Raw genomic sequence first — 13,919 nt, forward strand, 5'->3', positions numbered from 1 at the left:
GGTCCATGTAAACTACTTCAATCCTATGACTTACGTGGAGAGACGAGCCTGGTATCGAACAGTCTCGCGAGACGCCTCCACGTGTCACCCACGAACTCGCTAACCTCTGGAGAACGCTTCTTGCGCTTTCGTACTTTGCTTCTGCTTTGCCTTCTGTCCCCATTTTGCGCCCTTGCTGTCCACGCCTCAACCTACGAGCTGACGTACACCGCGACTGTCAGCGGCACCTACAATTCCACCCCGTTCACAGACGCCACGATTACGTTCACGGGGACCTACGACTCGTCCTCGGTGCAAACAATTCCGATCCCGGGGGTCACGTTGTACTACGTGCCCACGACCGTGAACTTCAGCATCGACGGAGCGGGGTCGGGCACGATTTCGGGCGGCGGAATCTTCATCAACCAGTCCAACGAAGTTGCGGGCATCGAAGGCTCGGATCAGGACGTACTTGATGTCAGCGCCGCAGCATTTGGCGGCCTGAGTCTGCTGGCCCCCTTCGATCCCGTGCTGGGAAGCTATGACTACAGCTCCTCGGTCAACACCTCTGGCGGCCTGCTGGACATTTCGAGCGCCAGCGACCTGTCGTTTGCGATCGACGGTGCATCTACCGCAACGCCTGAGCCGGGATCGCTGGCGCTGCTGGGAACCGGCCTGCTGGGTGTTGCGGGGATCGCCCGCCGCCGCGTCTTCGGCAGCTAAAGTCGTTGAAGACCTGCAGAAACAGAAGAGCCGCCACGGTTGCCGTGGCGGCTCTTCTGTTTCTGCGAGAGGTGAAGCCTGCCGCTACGCGACGACGGCCGGGATCTTCTCTTCGTCCGGGATCTCCTGGTCCGTAGAGGCTACCGAAGACGAGAGCGGGAAGTAGGCGTTGGAGACGTACTGGCCGAGCATGCGGTGGGTGTTGAAGAAGGTGCCGTTGACCGCGATGGAGTGCTGGCGGATGCGGGCCCAGACCTTGGGGCTCTGCCAGGCGGGAACGACTGCCTTCTCGAGCTTGGCGTAGAGGTTGCCTGCTTCCTGGGACTCATCGTCTGCATCCTCGATGGCCCAGCCGGTGATGCCTTCGGCGCAACCTTCGATCCACCAGCCATCGAGCACGGAGAGCGAAGGCACGCCGTTGAGGGCGGCCTTCATGCCAGAGGTACCCGAGGCCTCATAGGGGCGAAGCGGGGTGTTGAGCCAGACGTCGACGCCGTTGGTCAACTGCTCGCCGAGCTCCCAATCGTAGTTCTCGAGGTAGACGATCTTGAGCTTGGAGGAGTTGATGCGGGCGGCGGCGGAGAAGACGTCGCGGATGAGGGCCTTGCCCGCGTTGTCGGCGGGGTGAGCCTTGCCGGCGTAGAGAATCTGGAGGCCGCCGAGGGATTCCGCGATGGCTTCGAGGCGGGCAGGGTCCTTGAAGAGCAGCGAAGCGCGCTTGTAGGTGGCGACGCGGCGCGCGAAGCCGATGGTAAGCAGCTTGGGATCGAGCTCGACGCCAGTGCGGGCCTTGATGGTCTGGAAGAGGCGGAGCTTCGCCGCGGTGTGGGCCTCGACGATCTTCCAGGGGTCAATGCCGTACACCGAGCGGAAGTACTGGTTGTCGTGACGCCACTCGGGGATCTCGCGATCGAAGAGGTCCTTCATGGGCGCGGAGAGCCAGGTGGCCGCGTGGACGCCGTTGGTGATGGAGTGGACCTTGTACTCCGGGAACATGTGCTGCGAGACCTTGCCGTGCTGCATGGCGACGCCGTTGACGTAGCGCGAGAAGCGCAGCGCGAGGTAGGTCATGTTCATGAGGCCGTTGTGCAGGGCTCCGAAGCGCTCGATGGTGGAGGCGCGCTCGTGGCCGAGGACTGCGGCCATCTGGTCAAGACCGAACTGGTCGTGCCCCGCGGGGACGGGGGTGTGCGTGGTGAAGACGCACTGCTGCTGGATGGCCTTGGCATCGTCGTCTGTGGCGTTACGGAGAGGAGCGCCGGCGAGGCGCTCTTCGAGCAGGCCAATGGTGAGCAAAGCGGCGTGGCCCTCGTTCATGTGGTGCACCTCGGGCTTGACGCCGAGGGACTGCAGCAGCTTGATACCGCCGAGGCCCAACAGGCCTTCCTGGCAGAGGCGGTAGTAGTTGTCGCCGCCGTAGAGGTGGTCAGTGAGGGTGCGGTCGTAGGGCGTGTTGCCTTCGATGTCGGAGTCGAGCAGAAAGACGGGAATGATGTGGCCGGTGACGCCGACGACGTCGAAGCGCCAGGCGCGGAACTTGAGTTCGCGTCCCTGCAGGGAGATGGAGAGGATGTCCGAGGCTGCGGGCAGGGTCTTCTCTGGGAACCAGACGACATCGCTTTCGGTCTGCTGGCCCTGTGCGTCGAGGTGCTGCTCGAAGTAGCCGCGGCGGTGCGCGAGCGAGACGGCAAGGATCGGGGCCCCGGTATCGGCGGCGGAACGCAGCGTGTCCCCGGCGAGTACGCCAAGACCGCCCGAGTAGGTGGGCAGGGACTTCGAGAGCGCAATCTCCATGGAGAAGTACGCGACACGGCGCTCAGTGAGATCCAGCACCACAGCAGAAGGAACGGTATTCGGGGACGAAGGCATGAGGGTAGGTGATCCTGTTCTTGCGCCGGGAGAAATCAATCCCACCCGGAGCTGAGGTTCGCAGAGATGGCCCAGAAGGAAGACACGATGGAGGGATGGAGTGCGCTCGCAACCGTCCGCCGGTGTCTATCGATGCAAATAACCACCTTTAGTCTACCAAGCGGGCAAACGGTTGCGCGTCCCTCTTCCGACACAGAAGGAGACACCCGAAATCGGGTGCGGGCCAGCCGGGTGGGAGTGAGACGGCGGAGTGAATCCGTGTGCGGACAGGGCTGGGGTAGCAGGATCTTCAGCTTGCAGGCGTCAGGATGACGAAGCCGCTGTGGAAGGCGAGGCTTAGGAGGAATGCCAGAACGAATGCCGCCAGGGTGACTGCCGTGCAGCGACCGAGTCTGCGGCGCAAGGCCTGTACCAGCAAGAGAATGACGAGCAGAACCGAAGCGAAGACCAGGCCGTTGAGCACGTAGTCGTGCGTGGGATTGACGTGCATGAGCCAGAGCGGGATGAGCGGCGGGGCGGATTCGCCCTTCTCCATGGCGCGCATTTCGAGCGTCAGACGCACCCAGGCCCAATAGCCGCCGACGAAGAAGAACGCGCAAAAACCCAGGAACTGACCGAGGAAGGAGAGTAGACGCTTAACCATAAGAGAAGGGAGGGCCAGAAGCCGGTCCGGTGCCAGTGTAGCAGCGGAGACGAGGCGCGAGCGTTCGCGTTGGACGGGTGAGCTTCTGGCGCTTCCGAATCAACCCGGTGGCTTGTATCGTGATTACGTTGAATGATCCCTGCCAATTACGTGGAGGATGACCATGAGTCTTCGCAGAGTTTCTCTCTGCATCCTGGCGCTGATCGTCTCGACTGGTGCCGTCAGGTCTTTGATCTCCCAGACCACGGGCTCCCAGAGCCAGCGGGATGCGGGACATCCGTCAGAAGCTCAACTGAAGGGTGAGAATCTGCTTTTTGCTCCGCCGAGGAATTTTGAGAAGGCTTACCACAGCGACCGAATCGGCTCACTGACGGAATTTGTCCCAAGGGGCGAGACCGTTGACGATTGGACGGAGATGATCACGGTGCAGGTCTTCCACGGTCTTAAGTCCGACCCCGCGCCGTTCCTGCAGACCATCGGGAGACTACTCGCGAAAAGCTGCCCCGGGTTCAGTACTCCGAAAGGCATTATTACGGGAAAGGAGAACGGCTACGTCGTTTCGATGCTGATCGTGAAGTGTCCGATCAATCCCGCGACCGGAAAGCCTGAGACGACGCTTTACCGGATTATTAAGGGGAAAGACGCTCTGTACTCGGTTCAACATGCATGGAGAGCTGTAGCTTCAGACAACGACTTGGGCGACGCGGTGCTTGCCTTCGGCAAAGTCACCGTTTGCGATACCGACGACGCAAGCCATCCTTGCCCTTCGTTCGATTCTCTGGCGCCGGGCCCGCAATCCAAGCCCAGACCTTAGAGCAGATCGAGAATGCCCGGGCACTCCCCTCGCGAACGGTCGCGCCCAGCGTCGAGTTTGGAGCTTCGGTCGGCTCTTGCTATACTAGGTTTCGACGTTCTCGATGGCGTGCGACCCTTGTGGGTGGCGCGTCGGTTCCCTCCCGGTAGCGGCCGAAATCCGCAACCTCCAGTGGCAGGCGAAGGTCGAAACGAAGCTTCTGCCAGTCTCTTGGCGGCCCGCAAGGGCTCGGCTGCAGAAGATTTCCATGCCAAGGCCAGATAGCTCAGTGGTAGAGCGCGGCCCTGAAAAGGCCGGCGTCGGCGGTTCGATCCCGTCTCTGGCCACCACTTTCTAGACAATAAAATCTATTGTTTCGAGGTGGAGGGCCTAGGTTGTACCAAACTTGTGCCGCCACCCGCGTTAGCCTTTTCCAAGAAAGGCGCTCCCAGGCTTCGGTGTATCCGCGCCATTCTGCCGACTGCGACCATAAGGACAACACCGAGTGGAAGCGCTTCCGTTGTCCGAAATGGGTGCGCGGCGTTCTTTCAAGGTACCGTTCGCCAGTCCGCAGCGAAACGGCGTTGGAAGCAAGCAGAGAGATCCGCCTGACGGAGGGAAATTGACGCATACCCGCGCTACAACGGACCAGGTTGTAAGCATCATGCAGGAGGTCTCCGAGCGATCGCGCATCACGAGCGATTCTCAGCAGTCAGAATGCTCTATACCGGCCATGCCGCCTAACCCATGATCGGCTTGCGGGCGAGTCTGGAGTGTATCGCGTGGATTTGACCGGCAACCGCCGACTGGATTCGCGAGACTACGCAAGATGATCCTCGGCCACACTTCTCTATCTCGAGCCGCCTGCTGCAAATACGTAGACGATTCCCGCACCAACATGCAGATCGTTCTGGTGGTTCGCGGCTCCATTCGGAAGCATGGAGTAGACGTATCCTACGTCGAGCACACGGACAGCCAGTGAGCCGCGGAGGCGATAGTCGAGCGCACCTCCCAGTCGCAATGCAAACGATGTTGCAGAATAACCGGGCATGGCGAGCGCGTTGTTACTGGTGCTTGGAAACAAGGAGTTGAAGCCGTGTGCTGCACCAAACAGTCCTTCGCCGTAAGGGGACCATCTGCCCCGTTCCTTCCAGCGGTACCGCGGGCCCACCGTGAAGCTGAAAAGCGATAAGGGAACCCCGCTGCTTCCGATTGAAGAAGCATGCCCGGCGGTGAGGTTTGCCGCGACGCCGAGGTCTCGCCACACCTGATGTCCGGCTTCCACCGAGCCGCCATAGATCCAAAACTTCTCACTGGAGTTTGTATGCAGGGAGCCTTCCGCAGAAAAGGTCACGGCTGCATCTGCGTTGTAAGGGGCAACCTTGCCGGGCTCTTCAGCACGCGCTGCCGTCGTCCACGCGAGCGATACCACGACCATGGCGAAGATGGCTCCGAGACGGCGTGAACGCATTGTGGACATCTGCATGGTGACTATCTTTCTCCAGGCTGGTGCAAGAACGTCTTACTGCACGGTCAGGGTCACGCTCGTCGTGCGGACCAGCGTCGTGCCCTGCAGGCTGGTTGCAGTGCCCGATACGATGATGTTGTAGGTCTGGGCTTGCTGGCCGAAGAAGCCTTCACTCGTACCGCAACCTGTCATCATCGCCATGGTGCCCAGCGAGAGCAGACCAACAGAGGTCATCAACAGGGGCCGCAGCCTGCGCTTGCGTTTGCCGGAGAACGGGAACAGCAGCATGGCGACCGCCAGGGTCGAGCCTCCGCCCATCGGACCGTAGCGCTTCAACATGCCGGATTGAGCCGGCGTCTTGATGGACATGGTGAAGGGCTGGGCTGTGCTTCCCGCTGTCAGTGTGGCTGGAGAGAAGGTGGCTGTGGCTCCCTTGGGAAGACCGGTCGCCGAGAACGCGACGGGGAAGCTGAGGGGTCCGCCGACGGGGAGCAATGAGAAGTTGAAGACCGCCGAGTTCCCCGGAACCACCGAAGCGGTCGAACTGCCGCCCGATGCAATGTTGAAGGAGAAATCTCCTACCGGCTGCACGATCGTAGCGGCCGTGGATGTCGTGTAATTTGAGTCGCCCGAGTAAGTCGCACCAATCGCATAGGTGCCGCTTGTGCTGAAGCTTGTGATCACCGATGCACTGCCGTTTGCCAGTCTCTGCGAAGCGTACAGCGGTGAGCCGTTGGAGTAAAACGTGACCGTCCCCGTGGGTGTGCCTGCGCCCTTGGGCGTTACAGTCGCGGTGAGCGTGACGGCATCGCCAACGAAGGGAGCGGGGTCGCTCGACACAACCATCGTGGTCGTTGAGGCTTGAGTTCCATTGCCGCTCAGTGCGATCGTCTGCGGCTGCGCTCCTGCCCCATTCAGCGCGAGCGCGCCTGAGACCGTGCCTGTGGTGGTGGGCGTAAACGTCAGCACCAGCGTGCAGCTGGCACTGGCCGCGAGCGTAATCGAGCCCGTGGCGCACGTGCTGGACGAGGTCCGCGCAAACGGTCCAGTGATCGCGGCTGAGGACACGGTCAGGCCCGCGTTTCCGGTGTTCGAAAGCGTCACCGTTTCCGTGGCCGACGCGACTCCGACGAGAGCCGATCCGAAGTTCAGCGTGCTGTCCGCGATACCCCGAAGACGCTGATTGCCTCGATCCGCCACGGAGACATCACCGTTCGCGTCGAGTACCGCGGCAACGGGGGTATCAAACGATGCGGCATTCAGGGCGCCCCCGTCTCCCGCAAATCCCTGCGTGCCATTGCCGGCCAAGGTTGCAATGCCGCCCGCTGTGACTGCGCGGATGCGCTGGTTGTTGCTGTCCGCGATGTAGAGATTGCCTGCTGCGTCCACGCTCACACCACTGGGCCGACTCAGCGCCGCAGCCGTGGCACTTGATCCATCTCCACCGAAGCCGCCGGCGAAGCTCAACGCTCCGCTTCCCACTACCGTCGAGATAACGCCGCTGGTGTTGATCGCTCGTATCCGCTGATTGTGGAGGTCGGCCACATACACGTTTCCGGCACCGTCCACAGCAACGGCTACTGGAGAGTCCAGCGCGGCTGCGGTCGCAGCACCAGCGTCTCCGGCGAAGTTCTGCTCGCCGGTGCCGGCGATCGTCGTGATGTTGCCGCTCGAAAGCTTGCGGACGCGAAAGTTGTTGGTATCCGCAATGTAGACGTTCCCCGAAGCATCCACCGCTACGCCATGCGGCATGTTCAACTGCGCGGAAGTTGCCGCCGCGCCATCGCCCGAAAAGCCAGCGGCGCCTGTGCCCGCGATGGTCGTGATCGTGCCGCCTGAGACCAGGCGCACGCGATGATTGTGCGAGTCCGCGATGTAGAGGTTCCCGCTTGTGTCCACGGCGATGCCGGTTGGCGTATCCAACTGTGCCGATGTTGCTGCGCCTCCATCGCCGGAGTACCCTTCGACTCCTGTCCCGGCCACTGTTTGGATCTTGCCGTTGCTCGCCAGGACCTCGCGGATGACATGGTTCGCCGCGTCAGCGACGAACAGGTTTCCGCTGGAGTCATAGGCCACCGCAGAAGGCGAGGCAAGTGTTGCCGAAACAGCTGCACCGCCATCCCCTGAATAACCGACGGCCCCGGTTCCCGCCGTGGTTGCGGTCACGGGTCCCGGAGTTACGGTCAGCACACCTTGCGCCGAAGCGGAGAGGCATAGTGTCAGGCCGGCCACGGCCAGCCCACCCACCCGTACTGTTTCGCGCAGCGTCTTCATGCTCTTAAGGGATATCCCGGCTTCCAGCAGGTGTGTGTGTAGAGGGAGTGCCATCACAAACAGGTCGCATACTGACCAGGCCGCCCCACCTACTGACAGGAGAAGGCGACCCAGATAGGCATATAGACGCTGCCCGAGGTCGGTAATGCCGTGGAATCCCCGCTGACCTGGAAATAGAGGAGATAGCCAGCGGTGGTCTTCGAACTGGCTGTCGCGCTGCATGATGCTGGAGTGCTGGAGCTGGCGGCAGCGTTGATCTCACAACTGGCAAGCGAGCTTCCGGCGGACAACGCCGTCTGTGCCGAGGCTGCAGTGTTGTTCTGCGTCTCGTAGAGCGTAAACGTCAGTGGGTGAGAACTGTTCTGAAGGGCACTCGATGAGTACACCGTGAAGCTGGCAGTGCAGGAGGACGGGACCAACACTGTGCTGGTTGGCTCGGGACTGGTAGTCGCCAGAGTGAGAATCGAACTTCCTGGCGAAAAGTACACCTCGGTCGCGTTATAGCCGATCTCGTGTGGGGTCATGGTATATGGCAGGCCGGCGGGACTTGCCCCCGTAGCCGACGATCCGGCCGGACCGGTTGCGCCCGCCGGGCCCGTTGGACCCTCTGGACCATTCGCGCCCGTCGCACCTGTTGAGCCGGTCGCGCCGATCAGACCCGCTGCGGCGATCTCCTGCCAGTAGGTGGTGTTGTTATAGGGGTCGTGGCCGGAGCTGGACGTGGCGTTGATGTACTGCCAGGTGGACCCCTGCGCGCTTGTGGTGCAGGCTCCGCTGGCCGGGCAATAGACGATATCGCCCTTGATATAGGTGGTGGAGCTGGAGTAGTTGGTAACGGCGGTGAGTAAGCCCGTCGCCCCGGCCGGCCCTGCTGCGCCCGTCGGGCCAGCAGCTCCGGTAAGGCCTACCCCCGTCGCTCCGGTCGCTCCCGTTGCTCCGGTGGCTCCCGTTGCTCCCGTTGCTCCGCCAACACTCGCGATGCGAAGGCTAAGCAGGTCGTAGCCGGCAAACGAGGAGTTGGACTGCGTGGCGCCACTGGTATTCGTAATCGTCAGCGTATCCCCGGCAGTCAACGCCAGGACAGCAAGAATTCCATTCGAGGGATCCGAGATGGCGATACTCGACCCATTCCTGTTCAACGAGATAGGGTTACTGTTTCCCAGGAAATCGATGATATAAGTGCCGGTGGCATTGATCGTGACCACGCCGGTCGACACATTGAACCCGATGCCGGAAGCGCTATAGGTCATCGGGGTGGCGTTCAGGAAGTTGCCGTTGTTTGCTACAGAGTAGGCGTTGGTCGTATACGCGTTCAGGTACGACGCGGTACCGCCGCCGCTACCGCCGCTGCCAGTCGTCGCGACCCAGTAGCTCCCATCGGTGGGAAGAATGCCTGCGGTGGTATTCGCGATCGCCAGGTAGGTGGTCCCGCCATAGACCACCACCGATCCGGCGGGATAGGCGACCGAGGAAGAGTAGTTACCGCCAACAAAGGGACCGGTAGCGCCTGCAGCTCCGGTGGCGCCAGTTGCACCTGTGACTCCCGTCGCACCCGTTGCGCCTGTGACGCCCGCAGCTCCGGTGAGGCCGATACCCGTGGCCCCGGTCGCACCTGTAACTCCGGTGGCGCCAGTGGCTCCGGTCGCTCCACTGCCGCCAAGACTGGCGATGCGCAGGTACAGCGTTTGGATATTTCCACCGGGGGCTGTAATGCTCTGGCTCGTCCCCGTGGTGTCGACGAAGGTCAGGACATCGCCCGCATTCAGCGCGAGGACCGTGGAAATGGCATCCGTCGGGCTAAGGTTGGTCACGGTGGTTCCGTTCTTCTTTAGAGCAATCGCCGCGCCGATACTGACGGAGCTGTTGGTCGAGAAGTCGATAAGGTAGGTTCCAGCGTTGGTGACGGTGACTGCGCCTGAGGAGTAGCTGAGGCCCGTCGAGTTCACAACCGTGGGAGCGGCACTGGACATGTAGTTGCCGTTCGCCGACACGCTGTAGCTGCCTGTGGTTGTGGCGAGCAGCCAGACGGGAGTCGAGGAAGATCCCGATCCGCTGCCGGTAGTAGCGACCCAATCACTCGCATTCGTGCCAGGCTGCACGCCCGTCGAAGATGCCAGAGCGAGGTACGTGGTGCCACCATAGGTGACGACCGAACCTGGCACATAGTTGACGGACGCGGAATACGTGCCGCCTGCCGCTGCACCAGTGGCACCGGTTGCACCTGTAGCTCCGATTGCGCCCTGCGCTCCGGTCGCGCCGGTCACACCCGTTGCGCCGGTGGATCCGGTTGCGCCGGTGGCACCAGTGTTGCCCGTAACGCCCGTAGAGCCAGTGGATCCGGTAAGGCCCGTCGCGCCGGTGTTACCCGTTGCGCCTGTTGCCCCCTTATCGCCGGTGACGCCTGTTGCTCCGGTGACGCCAGTGGCACCAGTAATGCCGGTCGCACCCGTTGCGCCCGTTAGACCCGTGGCACCAGTGTTGCCCGTAACGCCCGTAGAGCCAGTGGCTCCGGTAAGGCCCGTCGCGCCGGTGATGCCTGTCGCGCCAGTCACTCCGGTAGCTCCGGTGACGCCTGTCGCGCCAGCAATGCCTTGAGCTCCAGTTACGCCGGTAGCTCCTGTCACACCTGCGACGCCTTGGATGCCAGTGGCTCCTGTTGCTCCGGTCAGGCCGGTCGAACCCGTTGCACCGGTGAGGCCCGTGGCCCCGGTGTTACCCGTGACACCCGTAGCTCCAGTGATGCCTTGCGCTCCAGTCGCGCCGGTAGCTCCTGTCACACCTGCGACGCCCTGGATGCCAGTAGCTCCTGTTGCTCCGGTCAGGCCAGTCGAACCCGTTGCGCCGGTGAGGCCCGTGGCCCCGGTGTTACCCGTGACACCCGTAGCTCCAGTGATGCCTTGCGCTCCAGTCGCACCGGTAGCTCCTGTCACACCTGCGACGCCCTGGATGCCAGTGGCTCCCGTTGCTCCGGTCAGGCCAGTCGAACCCGTTGCACCGGTGAGGCCCGTGGCCCCGGTTGCTCCCTGAATGCCCGTGGCGCCAGTGGCCCCGGTCGCACCAGTAGCACCCGTGGCGCCCGCAATTCCTTGAATGCCCGTCGCTCCAGTTGCGCCCGTAAGACCGATCGCTCCGGTTGCGCCTGTAAGACCCATCGCTCCCGTGGCCCCGGTTGCACCCTGTGCGCCCGGCAGTCCCATGGCTCCCGTTGCACCGGTAGCCCCCATGGAGGTCACCGTGACGTCCAGAATGGCGGCGTGCCCCGTCTGGTCATTCTCCTTCGAATCGAGGGAGTACTGACCAGAGGCTGAGCCCAGCTCAATGCCAAAGTTCGTCGCAGGGTTTGTGATCCAGCCCTGCACCAGAGACGTGATATCGAGAGTGACGTAGATGCCGCTGCTGCCTGGCGTCACACTGAGAACCGTCGCTCCTGCGGAAGGCTGGGTCGCGTAGGTGACCGAACCTTCGCTCCACGCGCTCGTCACAGGAGACACCGTGATCGCCCCGGCCGAGTACACCCGGTTGACGAACATCGTCACCTTGGCGCTGGAGATTTGCGACTCTGTAATCCCTGCAGGCAGGCCGCTCAGATCAAACTGCACCAGCGCAGTGTTTCCACCGCCGACGTACAGATTGGACATGTATCCGAGATTCGCCGATGGCCGTGTGGAGCTAACGTGAGCATCCGCCGAAACGGGCAGATTGGAAGCCAGGGCACTGATGCTGCAGGCGGCGAGAGCGATGGCGGCAATAGCTCTGAGGGTAACCAGGAATCGTTTCGGCAACACAATCTCTCCGTCGACGCAATGCCCGAAGCAAAGCGCAGGTCTCTCCCACAACAGGCCCGGCTGATGCACAGCGAAATATTTCGGCGACTCGGTGAACTCTACTGATCGATCCCGCGATCTGTCTATAGCGTCGAGAAAATATCTTTGAAGAATTCAACGAGATGATATCTTCGGTGACGGGAATTCCCTCATCGATCGGAACCGTGGATAAGCCTCACAAGTTCATGCTTGCTTCCATGGGCCTGGTGCTCATGATGGTTTTGCTGGTCTATGCGCACTCGTTCGACAACGGGTTCCACTTCGACGATTTCCACACGATTACTGATAATCCGAGCATTCGAAGCCTCAGCAACGTGCCGAGTTACTTTCGTGACGCTTCGACATTCAGTGTTCTTCCCGCGAACCGGACCTATCGCCCCATCGTCTCCGCCTCCCTGGCATTGGACTATCACCTCGGCAAGGGCTATCAGCTTTTCTGGTTTCACCTGAGCACCACCATCGAGTTTCTTATCCTTGTGTGGCTGGTATCTCTGCTGGCCAGCGGGCTGTACAAGAACACGGAACCGTTGCCAGCTGCACCATGGCTCGCGATCCTCGCTTCAGCCTGGTTCGGGCTCCATCCTGCAATGGCCGAGACGGTGAATTACATCATTCAGCGCGGCGATCTTTTTTGTACGCTGGGTTGCGTGGCTGCTCTGGTCCTCTACATGCAATGGCGAGGAGGGCGCCGCTATGGCGTTTATCTCCTGCCACTGATCTTTGCGCTGCTGTGCAAGCCTCCCGCGGCGGTCTTTCCAGTGCTCCTCTTCGCTTACATCGCGCTATTCGAAGTTTCGGAGGAGAAGCGATGGAGGAAGGCCGCGATAGCAGTCGTTCCGTCGTTGCTGGTTACCGCTGCGGCCCTCGTGCTGCAGTCAGCTATGACGCCGAAGACCTTTGCTCCGTCGATCCTCTCGCCTTCGGCCTACCGCCTTACCCAGCCCTTCGTCTGGCTGCGTTACTTCGCGGAGCTGTTCCTTCCGCTTCACCTCAACGTGGACAGCGATCTTCAGCCCTTCACCAGCCTCAATGCGGAGGCCATGCTTGGACTGGTGTTCCTCGCAGCTTTGCTCGCGGGCATATGGCTCAGTGCGCGGTCGCCCAGGCTAAAGCCGCTGACCTATGGGCTGATCTGGTTCGTGGTTACGCAGCTTCCGACCTCTGCGTATGCGCTCTCCGAAGTCGAGAACGACCATCGCATGTTCTTCAGCTTCGCTGGCCTGATCCCAGGGACCGTATGGGCTCTCTACCTGGCGCTGCAACGGGTCCTCGGTGTGCGGAACATGCAGCGATGGCGCGGGGCTATCTCCGCAGCCGTGCTCCTTGCTCTATGCGGATACGCGTATGGGACCACGGTCCGCAATCGTGTGTGGCACAGCGAGGAATCTCTCTGGTGGGATGACGTCCAGAAGTCTCCGCATAACGGTCGCGGCCTGATGATCTACGGCCTCACCCAGATGGAGCAGGGACGCTTCGCCCGGGCGCTCGACTACTTCACCCGCGCGACGGAGTTCACACCCAACTACGCAACCCTCGAGATCAACCTCGGCATCGTGAACGGCGCCATGGGGCATAACGCCGAGGCCGAGCAACACTTTCTGCGCGCCATCGCGCTTGCACCGTCAGACGATCAGACGCACGCCTTCTACGGGCGCTGGCTGATGGAGCGAGGGCGCGGCAGTGAAGGCGTCGCACAGTACAACCTGGCACGGCAACTGAACCCTGCGCGCCCTTTGCCCGTGCCCTCCGTCGCGCAAGCCGCTGTTCATCCCGAGGAGCACGCGATTAACGAGTCTCTGGCGTGCTATACGCGGGGTGACTACGAGGGCTCCATCCGCGCGGCGCAGGAAGCTCTCGCCATCAATCCGCAATCCGCACAGGCTTACAACAACATTGGAGCGTCGCTCGCACGTCTCGGGCGCTGGGAGGAAGCCGCTGAAGATGATCGCCACGCGCTGGCGATCGACGCGTCGCTGCAGATCGCACGCAATAATCTGGCGGAGGCTCTCGCACACAGTCAGCAGACTTCGGGACCGCCCGCGCCAGCCGCAGCCTTCCCTGCTCTGCTCGCCCGCTCTCTGACGCTGTACCAAGCGAAGGAGTATCAGGCGAGTCTGCAGGCTGCCACCGCCGCGGCGAAGCTCGAACCCGGATCGGCAGAAGCGTGGAATAACATAGCCGCAGCCGATGCCAGCCTGCGGCGCTGGGACGCCGCCATCGCCGCCGCTCAGAAAGCGGTCGCCCTGAAGCCCGACTTCCAGCTAGCGAAGAACAACCTCGCCTGGGCTCTCTCGGAAAAGCAGAAGAGCCTCGTCGGCGGACGTCCTTGACGGCTGTGGACCAGGT

The 13,919-nt window shown here is 62.0% G+C and carries 8 protein-coding genes and 1 tRNA gene; 4 read left to right on the plus strand and 5 right to left on the minus strand.

Going from position 1 to position 13,919, the window contains the following annotated elements; all coding sequences use genetic code 11:
* Positions 1 to 120: 120 nt before the first annotated feature.
* Positions 121 to 702: a PEP-CTERM sorting domain-containing protein gene (locus C4S68_RS21675; protein ID WP_160115277.1), complete on the plus strand. Its 582-nt coding sequence runs from the start codon at positions 121 to 123 to the stop codon at positions 700 to 702.
* A gap of 84 nt (positions 703 to 786) precedes the next feature.
* Here the strand turns inward: C4S68_RS21675 and glgP are convergent, their stop codons facing one another.
* Together glgP and C4S68_RS21685 are read right to left on the minus strand one after the other, a co-directional pair.
* Positions 787 to 2,571, minus strand: coding sequence for an alpha-glucan family phosphorylase (gene glgP / locus C4S68_RS21680; protein ID WP_103935217.1), 1,785 nt, complete (start codon positions 2,569 to 2,571; stop codon positions 787 to 789).
* Positions 2,572 to 2,860: 289 nt separating this feature from the next.
* Positions 2,861 to 3,214, minus strand: coding sequence for a hypothetical protein (locus C4S68_RS21685; protein WP_103935218.1), 354 nt, complete (start codon positions 3,212 to 3,214; stop codon positions 2,861 to 2,863).
* A 163-nt stretch (positions 3,215 to 3,377) separates the two neighbouring features.
* On the opposite strand from C4S68_RS21685, the gene C4S68_RS21690 reads away from it, so the two are divergent.
* Complete coding sequence (locus C4S68_RS21690; protein ID WP_103935219.1) at positions 3,378 to 4,028, plus strand: hypothetical protein; 651 nt, start codon at positions 3,378 to 3,380, stop codon at positions 4,026 to 4,028.
* 254 nt (positions 4,029 to 4,282) lie between these two features.
* A tRNA-Phe gene (locus C4S68_RS21695) sits at positions 4,283 to 4,357 on the plus strand.
* Between the two features lie 500 nt (positions 4,358 to 4,857).
* Here the strand turns inward: C4S68_RS21695 and C4S68_RS21700 are convergent.
* From C4S68_RS21700 to C4S68_RS23875, 3 genes are all read right to left on the minus strand, one after another.
* Positions 4,858 to 5,493: a hypothetical protein gene (locus C4S68_RS21700; protein WP_103935220.1), complete on the minus strand. Its 636-nt coding sequence runs from the start codon at positions 5,491 to 5,493 to the stop codon at positions 4,858 to 4,860.
* Between the two features lie 36 nt (positions 5,494 to 5,529).
* Positions 5,530 to 7,749: an NHL domain-containing protein gene (locus tag C4S68_RS21705; protein ID WP_160115278.1), complete on the minus strand. Its 2,220-nt coding sequence runs from the start codon at positions 7,747 to 7,749 to the stop codon at positions 5,530 to 5,532.
* Positions 7,750 to 7,838: 89 nt separating this feature from the next.
* Entirely contained in the window at positions 7,839 to 11,603 is a 3,765-nt protein-coding gene (locus tag C4S68_RS23875; protein WP_327333947.1) for a DNRLRE domain-containing protein, read from the minus strand.
* Positions 11,604 to 11,737: 134 nt separating this feature from the next.
* Between C4S68_RS23875 and C4S68_RS21720 the strand changes: the two genes are divergently transcribed.
* Positions 11,738 to 13,903: a tetratricopeptide repeat protein gene (locus C4S68_RS21720; RefSeq protein WP_160115279.1), complete on the plus strand. Its 2,166-nt coding sequence runs from the start codon at positions 11,738 to 11,740 to the stop codon at positions 13,901 to 13,903.
* Positions 13,904 to 13,919 lie beyond the last annotated feature (16 nt).

This window comes from Bryocella elongata, assembly GCF_900108185.1.
Lineage (GTDB): Bacteria > Acidobacteriota > Terriglobia > Terriglobales > Acidobacteriaceae > Granulicella > Granulicella elongata.

Bases quoted from the DNA above. Each gene is read 5' to 3' on its own strand.
- C4S68_RS21685 (WP_103935218.1), bottom strand. From the start codon at position 3,214: ATGGTTAAGCGTCTACTCTCCTTCCTCGGTCAGTTCCTGGGTTTTTGC.
- C4S68_RS21700 (WP_103935220.1), bottom strand. From the start codon at position 5,493: ATGCAGATGTCCACAATGCGTTCACGCCGTCTCGGAGCCATCTTCGCC.
- C4S68_RS21705 (WP_160115278.1), bottom strand. From the start codon at position 7,749: ATGAAGACGCTGCGCGAAACAGTACGGGTGGGTGGGCTGGCCGTGGCC.
- C4S68_RS21690 (WP_103935219.1), top strand. From the start codon at position 3,378: ATGAGTCTTCGCAGAGTTTCTCTCTGCATCCTGGCGCTGATCGTCTCG.
- glgP (WP_103935217.1), bottom strand. From the start codon at position 2,571: ATGCCTTCGTCCCCGAATACCGTTCCTTCTGCTGTGGTGCTGGATCTC.